This is a genomic window from Seonamhaeicola sp. S2-3, assembly GCF_001971785.1.
GTDB lineage: Bacteria > Bacteroidota > Bacteroidia > Flavobacteriales > Flavobacteriaceae > Seonamhaeicola.
Window position 1 is genome coordinate 2,412,991 of sequence record NZ_CP019389.1, and the last position, 22,433, is coordinate 2,435,423.

13 protein-coding genes are annotated in these 22,433 nt (G+C 33.0%); 12 read left to right on the top strand and 1 reads right to left on the bottom strand.

The features are described 5' to 3' along the window. The first annotated feature begins 38 nt into the window (after positions 1-38). Genes BWZ22_RS10520 through BWZ22_RS10550 form a run of 7 tightly spaced genes read left to right on the top strand, consistent with a single transcriptional unit; the run spans position 39 to position 12,491 of the window. On the top strand, positions 39-3,518 hold the full coding sequence (locus BWZ22_RS10520; protein WP_198027600.1) for a T9SS type A sorting domain-containing protein: 3,480 nt from the start codon (positions 39-41) through the stop codon (positions 3,516-3,518). Between the two features lie 23 nt (positions 3,519-3,541). Next, positions 3,542-4,978 carry a BNR-4 repeat-containing protein gene (locus tag BWZ22_RS10525; protein WP_076699883.1) on the top strand — a complete coding sequence of 479 codons (1,437 nt, stop codon included), beginning with the start codon at positions 3,542-3,544 and terminating at the stop codon, positions 4,976-4,978. Positions 4,979-4,984: 6 nt separating this feature from the next. After that, complete coding sequence (locus tag BWZ22_RS10530) at positions 4,985-6,331, top strand: sulfatase (RefSeq protein ID WP_076699884.1); 1,347 nt, start codon at positions 4,985-4,987, stop codon at positions 6,329-6,331. Positions 6,332-6,337: 6 nt separating this feature from the next. After that, positions 6,338-7,858 carry a sulfatase gene (locus BWZ22_RS10535; RefSeq protein WP_076699886.1) on the top strand — a complete coding sequence of 507 codons (1,521 nt, stop codon included), beginning with the start codon at positions 6,338-6,340 and terminating at the stop codon, positions 7,856-7,858. Between the two features lie 27 nt (positions 7,859-7,885). Next, the gene (locus tag BWZ22_RS10540) at positions 7,886-9,547 is read left to right on the top strand and encodes a sulfatase (RefSeq protein WP_076699887.1); all 1,662 of its coding nucleotides are present in this window, start codon (positions 7,886-7,888) and stop codon (positions 9,545-9,547) included. A gap of 12 nt (positions 9,548-9,559) precedes the next feature. After that, complete coding sequence (locus BWZ22_RS10545) at positions 9,560-11,050, top strand: sulfatase (RefSeq protein ID WP_076699889.1); 1,491 nt, start codon at positions 9,560-9,562, stop codon at positions 11,048-11,050. Between the two features lie 13 nt (positions 11,051-11,063). Further along, positions 11,064-12,491, top strand: a complete 1,428-nt coding sequence (locus BWZ22_RS10550) for a sulfatase (protein WP_076699890.1) — start codon at positions 11,064-11,066, stop codon at positions 12,489-12,491. A 425-nt stretch (positions 12,492-12,916) separates the two neighbouring features. On the opposite strand, the gene BWZ22_RS10555 is transcribed toward BWZ22_RS10550, so the two are convergent. Further along, positions 12,917-13,960 (bottom strand): GntR family transcriptional regulator, encoded by a 1,044-nt coding sequence (locus BWZ22_RS10555; protein WP_076702431.1) that lies wholly within the window; start codon positions 13,958-13,960, stop codon positions 12,917-12,919. Positions 13,961-14,421: 461 nt separating this feature from the next. Here BWZ22_RS10555 and BWZ22_RS10560 point away from each other — a divergent pair, with 461 nt between their 5' ends. From BWZ22_RS10560 to aldA, 5 genes are all read left to right on the top strand, one after another. Continuing rightward, entirely contained in the window at positions 14,422-16,527 is a 2,106-nt protein-coding gene (locus BWZ22_RS10560) for a bifunctional aldolase/short-chain dehydrogenase (protein ID WP_198027601.1), read from the top strand. A 119-nt stretch (positions 16,528-16,646) separates the two neighbouring features. Continuing rightward, positions 16,647-17,927, top strand: a complete 1,281-nt coding sequence (locus tag BWZ22_RS10565; RefSeq protein WP_076699892.1) for a sugar isomerase — start codon at positions 16,647-16,649, stop codon at positions 17,925-17,927. 7 nt (positions 17,928-17,934) lie between these two features. After that, a complete protein-coding gene (locus BWZ22_RS10570; RefSeq protein ID WP_076699894.1) occupies positions 17,935-19,311 on the top strand; it encodes an FGGY-family carbohydrate kinase in 1,377 nt (458 codons plus the stop codon). An 83-nt stretch (positions 19,312-19,394) separates the two neighbouring features. Continuing rightward, positions 19,395-20,684 (top strand): class II aldolase/adducin family protein, encoded by a 1,290-nt coding sequence (locus BWZ22_RS10575; RefSeq protein WP_076699896.1) that lies wholly within the window; start codon positions 19,395-19,397, stop codon positions 20,682-20,684. Between the two features lie 20 nt (positions 20,685-20,704). Further along, positions 20,705-22,144: an aldehyde dehydrogenase gene (aldA, locus tag BWZ22_RS10580; RefSeq protein ID WP_076699897.1), complete on the top strand. Its 1,440-nt coding sequence runs from the start codon at positions 20,705-20,707 to the stop codon at positions 22,142-22,144. The last annotated feature ends 289 nt before the right edge of the window (positions 22,145-22,433 follow it).

Sequence of the window (22,433 nt, forward strand, 5' to 3'; positions counted from 1 at the left end):
AAAGCACATCAACTAAACTAAAAACCAAAATAAAAATGATGAATAAACTAATATTAGGAATAGCATTGCTACAAGTGTTGTTTCTATCAGGGCAGTCCTTACAACATCCCGTTATTTGGACTACTCCAGCAGAGAAACCTGAAGTTTTAGCAAAGATTGAAGATTACAATTGGGCAAGTAGTATTGTAACAAAAGCAAAAGCTGCTGTAGATGATAAAGTTTCAACCCACATTACAAATCCTTTAGCAATTCTAAACACCATACCAGCATTAGCGGCCGATGATAACTTATCCGAAGCTCAGGCCACTACAAATGCAGCACATTCAAAAGTACTTAATTATGCATCATACGCTGCTATGATTTATTATATAACAGGTGAGGAAAAGTACGCTCAGTTTGCAGCAGATATTCTTTGGTATTATATAGAGGAACTTGCTCCAAGAACACCTAGTAATACGGCAATGAGTGGAAGTGATTTTTATGACCCCAGGTCTGGCTATGCGCAATTTGCAATAGCTTATGATTTTATGGTAAATTACTTAAAGTTACCAAGTACACAAGTGTATCAGAAATCTACAGGTACTAAGATTGCATTTGATAACACAAAAGCGCAAAAAGCGGTTTATAATATTGCTATGAATGCCTTACATGAACATGGTGGAGCAGATACCAAATATGGAAAAACCGTAAGTAATCACCCTATATTAAGAGCACCAGGGGTGCTATTTAGCATTCTTTGTGTGGAAGATGATACCGAACGAGAACGTATGTTTAATGTGTTTTGGAATGTTGGTACAAAAGAGCAAAATTCATTTACAAAAACCATATTACCTATGTTTGGTGAGCAAGGTATATGGCCAGAAGCATTAAGTTATAGCTTTATGCAGAATGTTACATTGGTGTTAAATCTTGTTGACCGCATTAAACCAGAATTAAATGTAATGGATAATAATATGCATATTCTAGATGGGAACTTTTTGTTTGATAACTTAAGAATGCCAAATAGGCGTTTTGTGCGTTATGGAGATTCGCATAGAGATAATGATGGTACTGCACAATTGTATAGATATACATTAAATTTGGCTTCTAGAAAAGGCTTTGATTCCTATGAGCAAAAAGCTAAAGTTGCATTAAAACAATCATATGATGCTAATGGGGGATATAATCCTCCCGTTCCTATATCTACTTTTGGAAATTTCTACGCTTTCGAACAATTATTTTGGGGAATAAATATTCCTGAAACTATAGAAGGCGAAATTAATTTTCAAAAGCCCACGGTGGTTATTAAACATGCAGGGGTTGCGCTACAACGTAATTATGTAGAAGATAATAATGAAGATTATGGACTGTGCGGTATTATTGGAGGAGCACACTATGTGCATTCGCATTGTACAGGTATCACTATGGAGTTATACGGCGCAGGATATATTATGGCTGCGAATGCAGGATTACCAAAAACACTTGCAGAAAGAAGCCAACCAGAACATGAAAACTACTTTTGGAGACATGCCGGAAATAATACCATGATTGTAAATGGCACAACTCATGGGATACAACCAGGCTCCTGGAATTCAGATTCGTATTTGTGGATGGATACAACAGTAAATGAAGCGGCAGAACCAAAACATTTAGAAGATCCTATAAATCCAAATTTTAGTTTTGCTACGCAGTTTTTAGATGATACTGTAAATAATGATCAACAAAAGAGAACACTTAGTACCATTAGAACCAGTGAAACTACGGGGTATTATTTTGATATGTTCCGCTCAAAATCTTTAGGGGCAAATAATTTTCACGATTATATATATCATAATTTAGGAGATGCTACCAATATTATGACTATGGATGGCACAGAGCTAGCGGTTACTCCAACTACCAGATATCAAAACGATATTGGTGACCTACAGAAATCTCCAGGGTGGCGCTTTTTTGAAGATACAAACGTAACAGCAGCAACAGATGCAGCTATTCAAGTGCGTTTCGATTTGAATGAAACCAATACCTATATGAATATGTTTGCGCCTTCTGGAGTAGTTAGAGAATATACCAAAGCACTTGGTCCAGCAACCCGAGAAGCAAAAGGAGGTTATATTAATAAAAAAACGCAAATTGTGGCTATCAGGCAACAAGGTGAAGCCTGGAACAAACCTTATGTACATATTTTTGAACCTTCAAAATCTACAAATACAAGTGTAAAATCTGTAGAGCATTTGTATAGAGGCGAGGTTATTGTTGGGGCAAAAGTAGAAAGCCAAATAGGTGATAAAGTAGTTACCGATTATGTAATTTGTCAAGAAGATGCATCTAAAGTATTGAGTTTGCCTGATGTTGGAATTGAGTTTACAGGGCATTTTGCCGTAGTTCGATATGAGCAAAGTATAGACAAGGCGTATATTACTTTATATATTGGAGAAGGAACAAGTCTTACTTATGGCTCGCATTCACTTACTGCAGATGCAAGTAATAAAGGACAAAAGGTTATTGAGGTTGAAGCCGATTTAAGTCGGGTTTTAGGCTTTAAAAATTTAGAGAATAATCAAGAAATACCAAAAGGAACCAATTTAACGGTTGAAGGTATTGTTGGAACCGATTTTACAGAAGCCACATTATATGTAAACAATGTAAATGTAGGTACTTTAACAGAGGCACCTTATGTATGGTCTTCAATACCAGAATTAACAAACATGACCGACCTTTCTTATTTAATTAAAATTGAAGCAAAAGACGCATCGGATGTTGTAGAAGAACGAACACTTACCCTATTAACGCCAAAACAATGGGCATACACTCCAGATAATAAACCACATGCTATTCCTGGAAAAATAGAATTTGAACATTACGACAATGGAGGTATTGATATTGCTTATTGGGATAAGAAAAACCAAAATAGTTCAACATTTAGACCCGATGAGATGGTTGATATTAGTTCGAATGGCAAAATTGTTAGAGATATTAAATCGGGAGAATGGCTAGAATTTACTATTCATGTTGCACAAGCTGGTAATTATGATTTAGAAGTAACACATCAAACAAGAAGAAGTCCGGCATTTAAACAACTTACAGTGTCTTTTCCCGATGAAAATATTACGCTTTTAAGTGATATTATTTTAACAAACACAGGCTCTGGTAATTATTTAACCGAGACTATAGGGAGTGTTGATTTAGAAGCAGGAACCCATGTATTAAGGTTTAGTTTATTAGATTATGGATTTGACTTAGATTCCTTTGAATTTAAGTTAAACAGTTTGTCTTTATCTGACGACATCGTAAAAGACCAATCTAAACTATTAGTATATCCAAACCCAACCACTAATTCATTTACCATAAAATTAAAAAATGCAGTTTGGAATAAGCTACGTATTTATAATGCTTTAGGAGTAGAAGTGTATGCAAATAATGCGGTTCAGAATACATTAAATGTTAGCGTTAAAGAAAACAATATTAAGAGCGGATTGTATTTTGTAGTGATTCGTGACCAGCAAGGTGAGCAATATACCCAAAAACTAATAGTTAAATAAAATTAAAGGTTTAAAAAATAATAATGAATATAAAACAATTTATAATTAAGATATTTCTGTGTTTTATAATTATTGGTTGTAAATCTAATAAGCAAGAATTACCCATCGATACTATAGAAGCGCAAATGGTAGACTATTTTGCCGATAATGGTTATGGAAATGCTGTTGCTATTGTACAACATCCTTCTGGAGTCTATCACAAAGGAATCACATATGTGGCTTACCAAGGCCCTTTAGAAGATCCTTATGTAGTGTCTTATAATCATAATACCAAAGAATGGAAAGGACCATTTAAAGCAGGCGTGAGTGAGTTGGGAAAAGACCCGAATCGTAAAAAGAAAATAGACAATCACGGTAAGCCAGCAATTCTTATTGATGATGCGGGTTATATTCATATTGCATTTGGAGGGCATGGTGGTATGCCTAAGCATGGAAAAAACAGATTAGGAAATTATCATGGTGGAAAAAATCAACATGCTATTTCTAAAAAACCTTTAGATATTTCAAGCTGGGAAACACTTGATAATATTCCGCCTTTTGGCACTTACAATCAGTTTGTAAAAATGGATAATGGAGATATCTATTTGTTTTATCGTCATGGTGCGCATAGAAGCGACTGGGTGTATCAAAAATCAACCGACAATGGTTTGACTTTTGCCGAACCTGTTTCATTTTTAAAGCATAAACGGCTACAACATATTGAAGCGGAAGATTCTTGGTATCCTTGGGTTAGTCGTGGGAATGGAGATGATATCATTATAGCATTCGATTACCATATTTGCAGAGATAATAAAAACGCTCAAGATAAAAGAGGGCATATTCCTGAAAGACATAATTTGTATTATATGGTTTTTAATACCAAGACAGGACAATGGAAAAATGTTAAAAACGAACTTTTAGAAATGCCTTTAACTAAAGAAATGGCAGATGAAAAAACCTTGGTAACAAATACGGGAACAGATTGGACATTTCAGTCGATAGCCGACCTAGATCCAAATGGAAATCCGCATGTTTGTATCCTAGTTGGTCCAGATATAGGTGAAAAACGTAGCGGACCAAAACGATTACAACATTTCAGGTGGGATGGCAAAAAATGGTTGCAAAGTAAAAATTCTGGATTGCCTATTGGTAATGGCGATGTAGAAGTAACATCAGCTGAAAAAATTAGTGTTTACATGGAAAATCAAACCGAAGAACATAGTGCCGAAGTAAGCAGGTGGGATAGCTCTAATGGAGGAAAAACATTTACAAAAGAACAGGTGTTTTTAAGTCGAGAAAATGCTGGTTTTGTGATATCAGCTCTTATTGATAATCCACACCCAGATGCTAGAATAATTGTAGGAGAAAAAGAAGACGGAACAGATTTTAGGAAAATGTATTTGTTAGGTGATAATGGACCCATTAAAAGAGATGGTAAAGAAGCATCAGTTTTAAATGATAAGAATAATAAACTAAATTAACTAAAAATGAAAGTAATAAGAAAAGCTAGTTTTGTTCTTTTAACACTTTGTATATTGTTTTCCTGTGGAAATAAATCGAAGAGTGAAGTAACTAAAAACAACGAAAAAGAACCAAAAGAAAATGCTCAAACACCAAATATTGTATTCATTTTATCAGATGATCAATCTTGGACCGATTATGGTTTTATGGGCAATGAGAATATAGAAACACCGCGTTTGGATAAGTTTGCTTCAGAGAGTTTAACCTTTACCCGCGGGTATGTGCCAACACCTTTATGTTCACCATCACTTGCCTCAATCATTACAGGACTTTATCCAAAAGATCACGGTATTTTAGGAAATGACAAAGTTTATGAGCGCGTCAAGGATATAAAACAAAGAAAGAAAAATAGAGCTGAAGCTTACAAACCAGTAATTACTGCTTTTGAAAAGCAAACCACACTGCCAGATTTATTAAAAGAAAAGGGCTATTTATCCTTTCAAACCGGAAAATGGTGGCACGGAAATCATAAAGTAGGCGGTTTTGATTATGGTATGACACATGGAGATCCTAAACGTGGTGGTCGTCATGGCGATTACGGATTAGAAATTGGTAGAAAAGGCTTAGATACTCTAAATAGTTATGTGGATTTAGCTCTTAAAAAAAAGAAGCCTTTCTTTTTATGGTATGCACCATTTTTACCTCATAGACCGCACAATCCTCCAGCTAGATTATATGAAAAATATAAAAAGAAAACAGACTCAGAACACTTAGCAAAATATTGGGCCATGTGCGAGTGGTTTGATGAAACTTGTGGTGAATTGTTCGATTTGTTTGAAGATAAAGGATTAACAGAAAACACGTTGTTTGTTTATGTTTGCGATAATGGTTGGGCACAAGACCCAGAAAAAAGCGGTTACCTTAAGCACTCAAAAAGAGCACCTTTTGATATGGGAATCCGAACACCAATAATGTATAAATGGGCAGGTAAAATAAAACCAAAAATGGATTCTACAACAGTAGTAAGTAGTATTGATATGGTACCCACAGTTTTAGATGTGTTAAATATGGAAAAACCTGAAAATTTACCTGGAATTAGCGTTTTAAAAGAAAACGAACTAGAAAATCGCGAGGGTATTTTCGGAGAAGTATATGCACATGATTTTGATACCATTGAAAATAGCATGTATTACAATATGGCCATTTTTCCTCCATATAAAATTATTGTTCCAGATCCCGTAAGAAAGAAAGATGAAGTAGTGCAATTATTTAATATAGATGAAGACCCATTTGAGGAGCATAATTTGGCGACTTCACATCCTGAAATAGTAAAAGAATTAAAACAAAAAATTAAGGCTTTTAGAGCTAAATAGAAAATTATGAAATGCACAAAGTTGTTATTTTTAGTTTCATTGGCTTTTTTTTCATGTAAAAATGAAAAAACTGAAGTCGTAAATGAAGAAGCTGCTAAACCCAATGTATTATTTATTGCTGTTGATGATTTAAATAATATGATTGGACCTATCGATAATTTTACAAATGTAAAAACCCCAAATTTTGATAGGCTTGCAGATATGGGAGTTACTTTTACAAATGCACATGTACAAGCGCCTTTATGTGGGCCATCAAGAGCTTCAATAATGACAGGTTTACGGCCATCAACCACAGGTATTTACGGCATGACACCCGATAATTCAATTCGCAGACCTGGTAATGATGCTACTAAGGATATTACCTTTTTGCCAGAGTATTTTGAACAAAATGGCTATCATACCATGGGTATAGGGAAATTATTCCATATCCATGCACCAGATAGCATGTTCAATGAATCAGGAGGGCGAGTAAAAGGATTTGGTCCTTATCCCAAAAAACGATTTGTTTGGGATGGAAGAGGTAAAGGAATTAAAGGTGTTCACGGAAAAACAAATACAGATTGGGGCGCTTTTCCAGAAAACGATACTTTAATGCCTGATCACGATTCTGCAAATTGGGCTATTAAGCGTTTACAGAGAGATTATGATACACCTTTCTTTTTAGGGCTAGGTTTTTTAAGAGTTCATGTACCATTATATGTACCACAAAAATGGTTTGATATGCATCCTTTGGATAGTATAGAAACACCTCCGTATTTAGCTGATGATTTAAAAGATATTCCACCTGTAGGATTACAAATTAATGATTTACCCATGATGCCGTCTACAGAATGGGCTATTGAAAGTGGTGAGTGGAAAAAAATTGTGCAAGCTTATTTAGCCTGTATGAGTTATGTAGATTACGAATTAGGTCGGGTTCTAGATGCATTAGAAAGTAGCAAATATGCTAATAATACTGTAATTGTTTTATGGTCAGACCATGGTTATCGTTTAGGAGAAAAAGGAACGTTTGCAAAACATGCCTTATGGGAAACGGCTACAAAAGCACCATTGATGTTTGCAGGACCTCATTTACCTAAAGGAAAGAAAATTGATGCGCCAGTTGAAATGTTGTCTATATACCCTACTTTATTAGAGTTAGCTAATCTTCCTGCTTACGAAAGAAACGAAGGTAAAAGTTTGGTGGGTATGATGAAGAATGATGAAGGAATAGAAGATACTTACGCACTTACAACTTACGGAATGAATAACCATGCGGTTAGAACAAACCAATACAGATACATTCAATATGAAGATGGTACTGAAGAATTTTATGACCATACAACCGACCCAAATGAATGGTATAACGAAGCCAACAATCCTAAGTACAAAGAAAAAATGGAAGAGTTAAAAGGATACTTGCCAAAAGAGAATTCAAAATGGGATTCAGAATCCAACTATACCTTTCAACCCTATTTTGTAGAGCAAAAAGCTCGTGTAAACGGAGAAAGCGTTAGACCTGTTAAAGTTATTGGAGCTGATAAGTAATGTAATTCAAAACAGGAAAGGAATAAAATGAAACTTAAATATTTTTTAGTTATAAAAATAGCAATATTAAGTTTGTTAACTGCGCCTTCTGTGGCTTGCTCTCAAGCAAAAAAAGAATCAAACCAAAAACCTAATATCATTTTTATTATGGCAGATGATTTAGGTTGGACAGATTTAAGTTCACCTAATACAAGTTTGAGTAATGGCTCTAAGTACTATGAAACTCCTAACATAGATAAATTAGCAGAGCAAGGGAAGTCATTTGCTTATGCCTACGCTCAACAAAACTGTCAACCTACCCGTGCGGCGCTTATTACTGGGCAATATGCTACAGGTAATCAAAATGGAGTGTATAATGTAGGTAGTCTAAAAAGAGCTTCAAAAGGAGTTGTAACAGCTATCACCCCTCATACTCAAAATAATTATTTGAAAGAGGATTGTATTTCCATTTTTGAAACCTTAAAAAATGTGGGGTATCACACGGCATGGTTTGGAAAGCTTCATGCTATTAAAACCGAAGAGCATGCATCCACATATCTTGGTGTTGATTATAACTTAGCACTTCGAAAAGAAACAAATGCTACTGTAAATGGTGTGAAAGTAAAACATGAGTTTTTCGCACAGAACGATGATAATAAAGGTTGGATTTTTAATCACGACCTGTTAAAACCTTATGCACAGCCATACGATTCAGCATACATACACAATGTATTAGAACCTCTAAAAAACGGAAATGATCCTTGGCAATTGGAAGGTACTCCAAAACATCTTACCGATGCATTGGGAGATGCGGTTATAGATTATATAAAAGATAGATCAATAAAAGACGCTCCATTTTTTGCATATATTCCTTTTCATGCTGTACACGTTAGCATACTTCCGCGTCCAGATTTAGAGGCTAAATACAAATCTAAAATACCTCAGGATCCAAGGCATAATCGAGCGGATTACGCTGCTTTTGTAGAACTTTTAGATCAAACAGTAGGACGTATACTAAACGCGCTAGAAGACCCAAATGGAGATGGTGATACAAAAGACGGAATTGCCAAAAATACCTTGGTCATTTTTTACTCGGATAATGGTGGTTTCATGGGGCCTACAGATAATAGACCATTACGTTTAAGAAAAGGAACCTTTTATGAGGGTGGTGTTCGTGTCCCTTTAATCTTTAGATATCCAGGAGTAATACATCCAAATACAGTAAATAAAACTCAAGAAGTTCATGCAATCGATTTTTACCCTACACTAGCAGAAATCGCAGGAGCTAAATTACCAAATCCTAAAATACACGAGATAAATGGTAAATCGGTAATGCCTGTTTTAAAAGAAGAAACCGACGCTCTTGATGATAAAAATGAGTTGTTTTGGCATTTTCCAGGCTATATGGATGTGCGCAATATGCCTCAATCAGTTATTCATTACAGGCATTCCAACAATCAACATTATAAATTATTTTATCGTTACGAAGACGAGTCTTATGAGCTTTATAATCTTAGTAATGACATAAGCGAAACCACTAATCTTTTAAGTGGAAATCCAAATCAAGAGATACTTGATGTAGCGTTAATAATGAATAATAAGTTGCGAGAATGGCTCATAAAAAACAATGCCCCAACCGGAACTTGGACAAAACATGGAGAAAAAGTGCCGTATCCTTTAAAAGATGGCATTAATAAATACAAAAATTAATAACAAAAAGAAATGAATAAAAAACAACAGGTACTATTGGTATTGGGGTTTTCGGTTTTAGTCTTAACATCCTGTATAGGTAATAAAGGCAGAGAACATAAGGATTTAGCTAAGGTTGAAAGTGAAACACAAACCAACCCAAGCCCCAATATTATTTTCTACTTAGCCGATGACCAAGATGTCTACGATTACGGTTGTTATGGCAATGATAAAGTCAATACTGCTGCTGTGGATAGGTTAGCAAATGAAGGTATGCTATTTACTAATGCCTTTACAGGGCAAGCCATTTGCGCACCAAGCCGGTCGCAGCTATTCACGGGAAAATATCCGCTTAAAAATGGTTGTTTTGCAAATCATACCGCCACAAAACCCGATGTTAAGAGTGTTACGTCCCACATGAAAGATTTAGGATACGAAGTGGTTTTAGCAGGTAAAAGCCATGTAAAACCAGAAAGTGTCTACCAATGGGATAAAGAATGGGAACCCGTTCCTAAAAAGGATGTGCCTAGAGATTATATTCCTTTAGATAGTATTGAGGCATATTTTAAAACATCCAAAAAGCCATTTTGTATGTTTATTACCTCAAAATACCCACATGGGAAGTATTTTGATGTTGAAAACCCAAATGCCAATGATATTAAGTTTTATCCTTTCAATGAACACAAAAAAAACGATAAAGCTTATGTAAAAGCTAAGGCAGGTTACTACAGAAGCATCGAAGAAGATAACACACAAATAGAAAAGGTTTTAGATTTAGTTGATACGTATTTAGATGATAATACCTTATTTATTTACAGCGCAGATCATGGGGTTTCAGGAAAATTTACGGTTAAAGATATAGGTTTAAAAGTACCATTTGTAGCACGCTGGCCAAAGGTAATTAAGCCAGGGTCTACTTCCAATCAACTCATTCATTATACCGATGTTTTGCCAACTTTTATGGCCATTGCCGGCAGACAAGCACCTAACGATATAGATGGGAACAGTTTTTTACCACTGTTACAAGGTGAAGATGTTGAAGTAAACAAATATGTGTACGGGGTAAGAACCAACCAGAATATTTTAAATTCTGAAGTGTTTCCTTCTCGAATGATTCGCGATAAGCGCTATAAATACATCAGAAATTTTAATTCAATAGAGGTTGTTAATCAAAATTTAACAGGAAAAGCTAATGTAGATTACTTTATTAAAAGAGGAGCAAATGCACATAAAAATGAGCCTTTAGAAGAATTGTACGATTTGCAAAATGACCCATTTGAGCAAAACAATTTAGCTAAAAACCCGGAGCTTAATTCTATAAAGGAAAACTTAAAAAAAGCCATGTTTAGCTGGATGAAATCTCAAGGCGATATTTTAAATGAAACTATAGGAAATATGCCTATCATAACACCTAAAGGTAATAAAGGGTTTAAATTAGACCAAGATACACCAACCCGAACCATTCCAGATGCTGTTAAAAATACCTTGACAAAAGGTGATTATATAGTTATTGAGCATTGGTAAAAATCATTTCAAAATGAATAAAATATTTTTATATCTGTTAAGTTTGGTACTGGTTTTTACGTCCTGTAAAGACAAGAATGAAACCTCTGAAAACAGCCCGTCTAAAACACCAAAAAACATTTTGTTTATAGCGGTTGACGATTTAAGACCCGAACTAAACTTTTACGGTGCAAACCATATTAAATCGCCAAATCTAGATCAATTATCTCAAGAGAGTTTAGTATTCAATAGAGCTTATTGCAATATTCCTGTTTGCGGAGCTTCTAGGGCAAGTTTGCTTACAGGAACAAGACCCACAAGGCATCGGTTTATAGATTATAATACACGAGCCGATACTGATGTACCTCATGCCATATCTTTACCAAAATTATTAAAGCAAAACGGTTATACAACTATTTCTAACGGTAAGATTTTTCATCATAATGACGACGATAGTTTAGCTTGGGATAAAAGGTGGTTTCCAAAGGGAAATATTCGAAACTATCAGTTGGAAAAAAACATTATAGAAAATGGTAATGCAAATTTGGCTATGGGAGGTGCTAGCGCTTTTGAAAAAGCCGATGTTGATGATACAGCATATTTTGATGGACAAATAGCCCAAAAAGGAATAGCCGATTTGCGTAAATTAAAGAACAAAAACAAACCTTTTTTTCTAGCTATGGGGTTTATGAAACCGCATTTGCCTTTTAACGCGCCCAAAAGGTATTGGGATTTATATAATAGAAATGAAATAGAACTTCCTGAATCTTATATGCAACCAGAATCCACACCAGCAGAGGCGTTTAATAATTTTGGCGAATTGCGTAATTATGGAAACATTCCTAGAAAAGGAAAAATTCCTGATAGTTTAGCCAAAGAACTTATTCATGGGTATTATGCTTGTGTAAGTTATGTGGATGCTCAAATTGGATTGGTGTTAGATGAATTAAAACGGCTAGAATTAGATGATGATACCATTGTAATTTTATGGGGAGACCACGGGTGGAATTTAGGCGACCATAAATTATGGTGTAAACACGTAACCTTTGAAACCGCATTAAGAGCGCCTTTAATCATTAAGGTTCCCGGAAAAACAAGGGGAGAATCTACAAATGCCATTATAGAGTTTATAGATATTTACCCAACTTTAACAGAGTTAGTTGGTTTAGAAACGCCTGCTACGGTTGAAGGTACTAGTTTTGTGCCAATCATTAATGGAAAGGCTTTTCAAAAAGACTGGGCTGTGAGTAAATTTAAAGATGCCGTAACCTTAATTAAAGGTGATTTATTTTATACCGAATGGACAGATGACCAAGGAGTTGCTTATGCTCGTATGTTATTCGACCATAAAATCGATCCTTTAGAACTAGATAATTTGGCTGAAAAACCAGAATATAAAGAATTAGTTAAATCGCTTGCTGTAGAATTAAGAGAGAAATGGGGGAATGATTTTTTTAAATAGTAAATCATTTATAGCTATCGTAAAATAATTGAAATGAGGTTAAATTGTATGTTAGTGTTTTGCGAGGTCGTTATTATTTTAAGTATTTAAGGTTAAGAATAAGGTTTGAAAAGGTTTATTTTGGTTTAAGCAAGAGAGAACAATCAGGTACTTGAAAATAAAACATAAGAAGAGTATGTAAATACTATTGTAAACTAATATTTTAATTGTAACCACTTGTATTTCAGTTGTGTAGTAATGTGATACTAACGAAAGAATTAAAGAATTTTAATTAATAAATATGTATAATAAGTTAACACTACAACAATTCAACTAAATATTCTATTTTTTGTTGTAAGTCTAGTAATGTTATAATATAGTTTACTAACTATGAAAATAAAAATTATAGGGATAAACATTTCTTTAAAAAAACAATACAAACTATGTTAGAGAGATTCTCTATCAATAAAATTAAAGGGAACTTTTAATTTTCCTTTGGTTTTGTGTAGTATCATGTTGGCTGCAGTTTCTCCCATAATTTTAAAATCTGTAGACATAACTGTAATTCCTAAAAGTTCTTTTAGAGGAGTGTCATTATATGAAATAATACCAACTTCTTCTCCAATGATAAATTCATCTTCTCTAGCTTGTTTTACTAAATTTACCAAATCACCTTCTTCAATGGTAATAAAAAGGTCTCCCTTTTTTAAAATCATATCTTCATAGACTTTATCAAGTATTTCAAAATCTAATTTGTATTCTACACAAAATTTTCTAAATCCGTGTAAAATCCTTTTAGGGTAAGGATATACTGCTTCTTTTGGGTATACAAGAATTATTTTTTTATATTTTTTAATTTTTTCTAAGCCTTCTTTTAAGGCATTATAAATGTCATTTTCAAAATCTTGATAAATTTCAATATGATTGTTGCCTTCAAAATTAGGTTTAACGTTATCTAATATAATTAATTTTTCTTCTGGAAGTTTCTTAATGGCTTTTATTACTTTTTCTGTAAGGGTAATATGTTTTAAATCTTCTGTTTTAAAGTGCGGCATAATCACAAAATAGTCATAAGCAGCTTTGTTTTTATCTAATAGATTTAAAAAAAGTGTTTCGTCACAATGATAAACATGTAAATCTGTAAAAGAATTAGGGCCAATTTTATTTATAAAATGGTTGTATATTTTTAATTTGTAGTTGCTAAGTTTGTTTGTTAAGAACAATATGTTCACTTTAGAAATTAACTTTGTTCTAGAAATATAAAACCCTTTACCTCTAATAGAAGTTATTATGTTTCTTTCCTTTAAAATACTGTACGCTTTTTCAACAGTATCTCTTGATAAATAAAATTCTTCACTAAACATGTTTATAGAAGGGATTTTTTGATCCATAGTTAAGTTTCCCTCTGAAATGTTGTGAATAATAGAATCTATTATTTGTTGATATTTAGGTACCCTTGAGTTTTCATCAATTTTTATTAGTTTCATCATTTCCATAAAAATGATTTTTTTTAATAGTTTAGTTAATTATTAAAGAAAAACTTTCAAACGCTACAAAAATACATCTAAATATTTAGTGCAATTTATAAAAATATCACAAAAAATAATCTCCTTCTTTTAGTTAAGTTTGTTGTTTTAGAAAGCTCATTTTAGAAGAATGAACCTATAAAAGTAATTAATCTTTTAATTGTTAATTACTATGAGATTTTTAACTTTTTTACTGTACGTATATTGCATGCAATCTGTTATGTAGATTGAAATATCTAAATTAATTTCAAAATACAAAACTATAGTCTGATAATGTCCTGTCTTTTAGGTGTTTTTTGCGTTCTAATTATTAGTTTTTTTGTGTTTTAATAATGCTAAATTACTAAAATATTACGGGATAGTACAGGATAGAAAAGATAGTTTTCAAATTTATTTTTGATGGTGAAATTAAATTAACCATTAATATGAAGGAAATAGTGAAAAATTTTAAATACGTAGATTATCTGTGGGATGATGAAAAAGCAGCCTCATTTGGTGATAATCAAGTTGATTTGTTTTTGTATAGATCTAATATTCTAGGAGCAGATTTAAGAATAACCAATTACGGTGGAGGTAATACAAGTTGTAAAACCATTGAAAAAGACCCTTTAACAAATGAAGAGGTTGAAGTAATGTGGGTAAAAGGTTCTGGAGGAGATATAGGTACGTTAACACGTTCTGGTATTGCAGGATTATATACAGGAAGACTTCGAGATTTAAAAAATGTATATCAGGGTCTTCATGATGAAGATCGAATGGTTGGTTTATTTAATCATTGTATTTACGATTTAAATAGTAAAGCACCTTCTATTGATACGCCTTTGCACGGTTTATTACCATTTGCACATATAGACCATTTACATCCAGATGCATTAATAGCCGTTGCGGCAGCAAAAGATAGTGAAAAAGTTACCAAAGAAATTTGGGGAGATACTATGGGTTGGGTGCCTTGGCAAAGACCAGGTTTTGATTTAGGATTGCAATTAGAAAAATGTTTAAATGATAATCCTGGAATTAGAGGAATTGTTTTAGGAAGTCATGGTTTGTTTACTTGGGGAGATACTTCATATGAATGTTATATGAATAGTTTAGAAGTTATTGAAATGGCTTCAGAATACATAGAAAGAAAAGTAAAAGAAAAAGGAAGTGTTTTTGGAGGACAAAAAATAGAAAGCCTACCAAAAGAAGAGCGCTACGAAAAAGCAGCTCAAATAATGCCGCTTTTAAGAGGGTTGTGTTCTTCAGAAAACAGAATGATTGGGCATTTCTCTGACACCGATGTGGTGATGGAATATATAAATAGTAATGATTTAGAAAGATTAGCTCCAATGGGAACTTCTTGTCCAGATCATTTCTTAAGAACTAAAATTCAACCTTTGGTTTTAGATTTAGATAAAAATGAAGATCTTACAAATTCTGAAGCTGTTTTAAAGAAATTAGAACCTGCATTTGAGGCGTATCGTCAAGAATATATAGATTACTATAATACGTGTAAAAAAGATAATAGCCCTGCAATACGTGATGCAAATCCGGTAATAATTATTTACCCAGGCGTTGGTATGTTTAGTTTTGCAAAAAACAAACAAACTACACGTGTTGCTAGTGAGTTTTACATTAATGCTATTAACGTAATGCGCGGAGCAGAAGCTATTACTGAATATACCTCTTTACCAAGGCAAGAAGCTTTTGATATAGAGTATTGGTTGTTAGAAGAAGCAAAGTTACAGCGTATGCCAAAAGAAAAACCCTTATCTCGTAAGGTTGCTTTAGTAACAGGAGCTGGTGGCGGAATTGGTAAGGCAATTGCAGATAAATTAGCAGAAGAAGGCGCTAATGTTGTGTTAACAGATATTAATGAGGAGGCTCTTGTTGAGGCAAATGCTACTTATGCAAGAGATGTAGCTACGTATGCTGTATGTGATGTTACAAATACAGATTCAATAGCATCAGCTTATAAAAAAGCCTGTGTTGAGTTTGGAGGTGTAGATATTGTTGTTCACAGTGCCGGTTTAGCAATATCTAAACCATTAGTAGATACAACTGATAAAGATTGGAATATTTTACAAAATATTTTAGTTAAAGGGCAGTTTGATTTGGCTAAACAATTTGTAGGCATTGTTCGTAAACAAGGTTTAGGTGGAGATTACATTGCCATAGCTAGTAAAAACGGATTAGTGGCGGGTCCAAATAATGTTGCTTATGGTACAGCTAAAGCCGCTCAACAACATATGGTGCGCTTAATGGCAGCAGAATTGGCAAAAGATAAAGTTAGAGTAAATACAGTTAATCCAGATGGCGTAATTGTAGGAAGTAAAATATGGGAAGGTGCTTGGGCAGAAGGACGCGCAAAAGCCAACGGTATAACTGTAGAAGAGTTGCCAGAATTTTATGCTAAAAGAAATCTATTAAACAAAATAATTACCCCAGATGATATTGCTAAAGGTGTATTTTCATTAGTGGCAATTTTAGATAAGTCAACAGGTAATATTATTAATGTTGATGGGGGTATGGCAAATGCCTTTGTTAGATGATAAAATAATTAGTTAGTTATAAATTTAAAATTAGTTTAGTTTAGTTGAAAAGAAAACTTCCATAAACATTTTAGTAAGTGTTTATGGAAGGGTCTTTTCTAATAAGAAAATTGAGTAATATGAAAATCATAAAAGACCAAATCTCAGATTTAAACCAGAAAAGCCTAAAAAACCACGAAGAAAGTTTTGATTTTTTAGCAAGTAAATTGAGTAAACAAGGATATGATGTAGAATCCATAGTGTCAAAATTAGCAAAATTTCAAGTAGCTATACCAAGTTGGGCTTTAGGAGCTGGTGGTACACGCTTTGGTAGATTTTCATTTTACGGAGAGCCTGCTAGTTTAGAACAAAAAATAGAAGATATTGGTGTAATTCACAGCTTAACTCAAACAGCAGGAGCTGTATCTTTGCACATTCCTTGGGATATTCCATCAGATTATAATGCTATTAAAGAAAAAGCAAATGCTTTAAATATTAAGTTTGATGCTGTAAATTCTAACACCTTTCAAGATCAAAAAGATGCAGCAGAAACATACAAGTATGGTTCTTTAAGCAACACAAGTAAATCTGTAAGAGAGCAGGCTATTCAGCATAATTTAGACGTTATTAATATTGGTGAAAAGTTAGGTTCTAAAGCTTTAACGGTATGGTTGGCAGATGGATCTTGTTTTCCTGGACAAAATAATTTTCAAACAGCATTTCAAAACACTCAAAATAGCCTAATAGATATTTATAAAGGCTTACCAGATGATTGGAAAATGTTGGTTGAGTATAAACCTTATGAACCAAATTTTTACAGTACTGTTATTCAAGACTGGGGAACATCCTTAATGCTAGCAAATGGTTGTGGTGATAAAGCTTATACTTTAGTTGATTTAGGACATCATTTACCAAATTCTAATATTGAACAAATTGTTTCTATTTTACAATTAAAAGGAAAATTAGGAGGTTTTCACTTTAATGATAGTAAATATGGAGATGATGATTTAACAGTTGGTAGTATTAAGCCATATGCTTTATTTTTAATTTTTAACGAATTGGTTTATGGTATGGAGAATAACCCACAAAACCCAGAATTAGCTTGGATGATAGATGCAAGTCATAACGTTAAAGACCCTTTAGAAGACTTAATTCAATCCTTAGAAGCTATTCAAGAGGCTTATGCTAAAGCATTGTTAATAGATCAAGAGGCTTTAAAAGAAGCACAGTTAGATCATGATGTAGTGAAATGTCAAGAAATTTTGCAGGGAGCCTATAGAACAGATGTAAGAGCGCTATTAGAAAAAGCACGCTTAAATACAGGAGGAGCCTTGAACCCAATCAATGCATATCGTGGGTTAGATGTAAGAAGTAACTTAATTAAAGAAAGAGGTAAACATACAGTAGCCACTGGTTTATAATCAAATAATGAAACAAAAAGTAACTGCGGTTTTTGATATAGGAAAAACAAATAAAAAGTTTTTTCTATTTGATAAGGATTTTAAAGAGGTTCATAAAGAATATATTTCGTTTGATGAAATAAAAGATGAAGACGGGCACCCAACAGAAAACCTTCCTGCGCTTCAAAAATGGTTAAAAAACGTTTTTGATAGAATTTTAGAAAAAAAAGAGTTTAACGTTAAAGCTATTAATTTTTCAACTTATGGTGCTAGCCTTGTACATATAGACGAAAATGGAGATCCTTTAACACCTCTTTATAATTATACAAAACCTTTACCTAAAAGTATTGTAGATTCATTTTTTGCCAAATATGGTCCCAAAGAAGAATTTTTAAAAGCTACTGGATGTGCAGATTTAAGTATGCTTAATTCTGGACTTCAGTTGTATTGGTTAAAACAATCCAAACCAGAAGTTTTTAATAAAATTAAGTATTCACTTCATCTACCACAGTACTTAAGCTATATTTTTACAGGTATACCATTAAGTGAATATACAAGTATAGGTTGTCATACCGCTTTATGGGATTATGGTAAAAAAGATTATCATTTCTGGGTTTATAAAGAAGGTTTAGATAAAATATTACCCCCCATAGTTTCAACAGAAACCAGTATTAATATGAACTACAATGGTCACCGTATAAAAATAGGAGTTGGTATCCATGATAGTTCTTCTGCCTTGTTACCTTATGTAAGAAGTATTAAAAAAAAGTTTGTTTTAATATCTACGGGAACTTGGAGTATAACATTTAACCCATTTACAGAGCACCCAATTGCATCAGAAGTAGATGAGAGTAATGTTATTAATTATATGCGCATTAATGGTAAACCTGTAAAAGCAGCTCGTTTATTTTTAGGAAATGAGTACAAAATTCAAGTAGAAAAATTGAATAAAATGTTTGGGGTTGATGATGATTACCATCGTAACGTTAAGTTTAATTATGATACTTATTCCAGAATCATGAAGCACTTTAAACACTGTTTTAAATGGGAAAGTATTACAGACTCTGAAATGCCAATTAAAACAGTGTATAATTATGATAACTACGAACATGCTTATCATCAACTAATGATTGAATTAGTTTTACTACAAATAAAATGTATAAAGAAAGCAATTGGAGATGATGAGATTTCAGGGTTGTATGTAGATGGTGGTTTTAGTGATAATGATTTATTTATAAAACTATTAACTCATAAATTTAGAGATAAGAAATTAAGAACTACAAACGCATCTTTGGGTTCTGCACTTGGGGCAGCAATATCAATTTCAGATACTAAGCTTAACTCAAAATTTTTAAAGAAGAACTATGCACTTAAAAAACACGTACCATTTATCATTAATGGTTAGAGTAGTATTTAAAACAAGAAATAATCAGATAATCGGTAAGCATACTTTTAAAAGCTGTCCTATTACCAAAATAATAAAATAAAATGTCAAAAAATATTAAATTTATTCATCCAAGAAATCAAATTACAGAGGTAATTAGCAGAATTTATAAAAGAGGTATGACTACTACCTCTGGAGGTAATATTTCAATTATTGATGATAATGGAGATATATGGGTAACACCATCAGCCGTTGATAAAGGATCTTTAAGGGCTTCTGATATTGTGTGTGTTAAAAAAGATGGTACTATAATAGGTAAACACAAACCTTCTTCAGAGTTTCCTTTTCATAAAGCAATTTATGAAACAAGACCAGACATAAAATCAGTAATTCATGCGCACCCACCTGCATTGGTGTCTTTTAGTATTGTGCGTAAAATACCCAATACAAACATTATATCTCAAGCCAAACATATTTGTGGTCCTATAGGTTATGCTAAATACAGATTGCCAGGTAGTGACGATTTAGGAACTGTTATTGCAGATGAATTTAAAAAAGGTTACAAAGCCATTATAATGGAAAATCATGGAACCGTATTAGGAGGTAGTGATTTAACTGACGCTTATGAACGGTTTGAAGCTTTAGAGTTTTGTGCTCGTACTATTTTATACGGTTCACAAATAGGAACTCCCAATTATTTAACTGATAAACAAATTGAAGAGTTTGAAAATCAGGCAACAGGTGTGCTTCCTGAAATGGATAATACTGAGTATTCATCAGATGAAGTAGAAAAACGATTAGAAATTTGTAAAATTGTACAGCGCTCTTGTGAACAAGGGTTAATGATTAGTTCTTATGGTACCGTATCAATGAGATGGCAAGATGATAACTTTTTAATTACCCCAACAGGGGTTAACCGTTGGGACATAAGTCTGGAGGATATTGTTCAAATAAAAGATGGTAAAAGAGAAGCAGGGAAAACACCAAGTAGAGCAACTTGGATACATCAAGAAATATACAAAAGAAATCCTAATGTAAACTCTATAATCATGACCCAGTCTCCATATTTGATGGCTTTTGGTGTAACAGGAGAATACCTTAATGTAAGAACCATTCCTGAGAGTTGGATATTTTTACAAGACATTAAAGCTATTAAATATGGTTCTCATTTTAGAAAAAATATTAATCCAGATATAGTTGATAACTGTGCTACAGCTTTAATTATAGAAAATGATTCTGTAATTATAACAGGAGACAAATTATTACAAACATTTGATTATTTAGAAGTAGCAGAATTTAGTGCAAAATCAATAGTTTTAGGGAATTCTTTAGGTGAAATGGTACCCATAAATGATGATCAAGTAGAAGATTTAAGAAAGAAATTTTTGTCATAAAAACAAGAAACCAATATATAATGAAACATTACAAGCAATATATTAATGGTCAATTTATAGAATCAAAAGCGACGTCTGTAATTGAAATATTAAATCCATGTACAGAAGAAGTTATAAGTACCATATCTAGTGGTACTGTAGAAGATGCAAATAATGCTTTAGAAGCTGCTCAAGCAGCGCAACCAGCTTGGGAAGCTTTACCAGCAATACAAAGAGCTGCATTTTTACATAAAATGGCAGATGTTATTAGAGAAAACCGTGTTTTTCTAGCCGAAACTTTGTCAAGAGAACAGGCAAAAGTTATTGGTTTGGCTCAAGTTGAAATTGATGTTACTGCAGATTATTTTGATTATAATGCAGGTTGGGCGAGAAGAATAGAAGGTGAAATAATACAAAGTGATAGAGAAAAAGAACATATTTATTTACATAAAGTACCAATAGGTGTAGCTGTTGGGATTTGCCCGTGGAATTTTCCATTTTTTGTAATGGCTCGTAAAGTAGCCGCCTCTTTAATTACAGGAAATACTTGTGTAATTAAACCTAGTTCTGAAGCTCCAAACACTATAATGGAATTTGCAGAATTAATTCAAAAAATTGATTTACCTGCTGGTGTTTTAAACTTTGTTTGTGGATCTGGTAGAACTGTTGGTAATGCACTGTCAAAAAATCCTATTACTGGTATTATTAGCTTAACAGGAAGTGTGTCTGCAGGACAACAAGTTATCAGTGCTGCTGCAGAGAATATTACAAAAGTTTCTTTAGAGCTAGGAGGAAAAGCTCCAGCCATTGTCTGTGCAGATGCTAATTTAGAGTTAGCTTTAAATTCTATTGTAGCCTCTAAGGTTATTTTTAGCGGGCAGGTTTGTAACTGTGCAGAAAGAGTATATGTTGAAGATAGTATTTATGACGAGTTTGTTGATAAATTAACAAAAAAAATGAGCGAGGTTACTATTGAAGATGCATTAACAGGTGTAAATGCAGACATGAGTAGCCTAGTATCTAAATCACAATTAGATAAAATAACCGAAATGGTTGAGTTTGCTAAAAAAGAAGGTGCCGAAGTTTTGGTTGGAGGCGGGCGTCCCGATAAGTTTGATAAGGGGTATTTTTATCAACCAACAGTATTAACTAATTGTAAACAAGATAGTCAAATAATTCAAGAAGAAGTATTTGGACCAGTATTGCCAGTAATGAAGTTTAATACGCTTGATGAGGCTATTGCTTTATCTAATGATACTGAATTTGGCTTAACTTCTTCCATTTTCTCAGAAAATTTTAACAATATAATGAAAGCAACCAACGGTTTACATTTTGGTGAAACTTATGTAAACAGAGAACATTTTGAAGCTATTCAAGGGTTTCATGCTGGTTGGAAAAAATCTGGAGTAGGTGGTGCCGATGGGAAATATGGTATGGAAGAATATCTACATACTAAAGTAGTATATGCAAAATACTATTAAATAAGAAATAAATTTAATAGAGTAAAAAACTCTGCTAAAATTACTTTTAGCAGAGTTTTTTATTTACATCAAATAATGAATTAATATAATATGTGTTAATAAAAGGAGTGTTCTATACAAACTTTTTAAATAATAATAAGTCTAATTGTAAAGATTGTGATAATTGTTTTAATAAAAAGAATTTTGTTTTAGTATTTTTATAAAAGCGGCACAGTACAGGATAGAAAAAAAATATGTACATTTTATTTTCGTTTTTGCCAATAAAATTCAGTAACGGTTTTAACACACT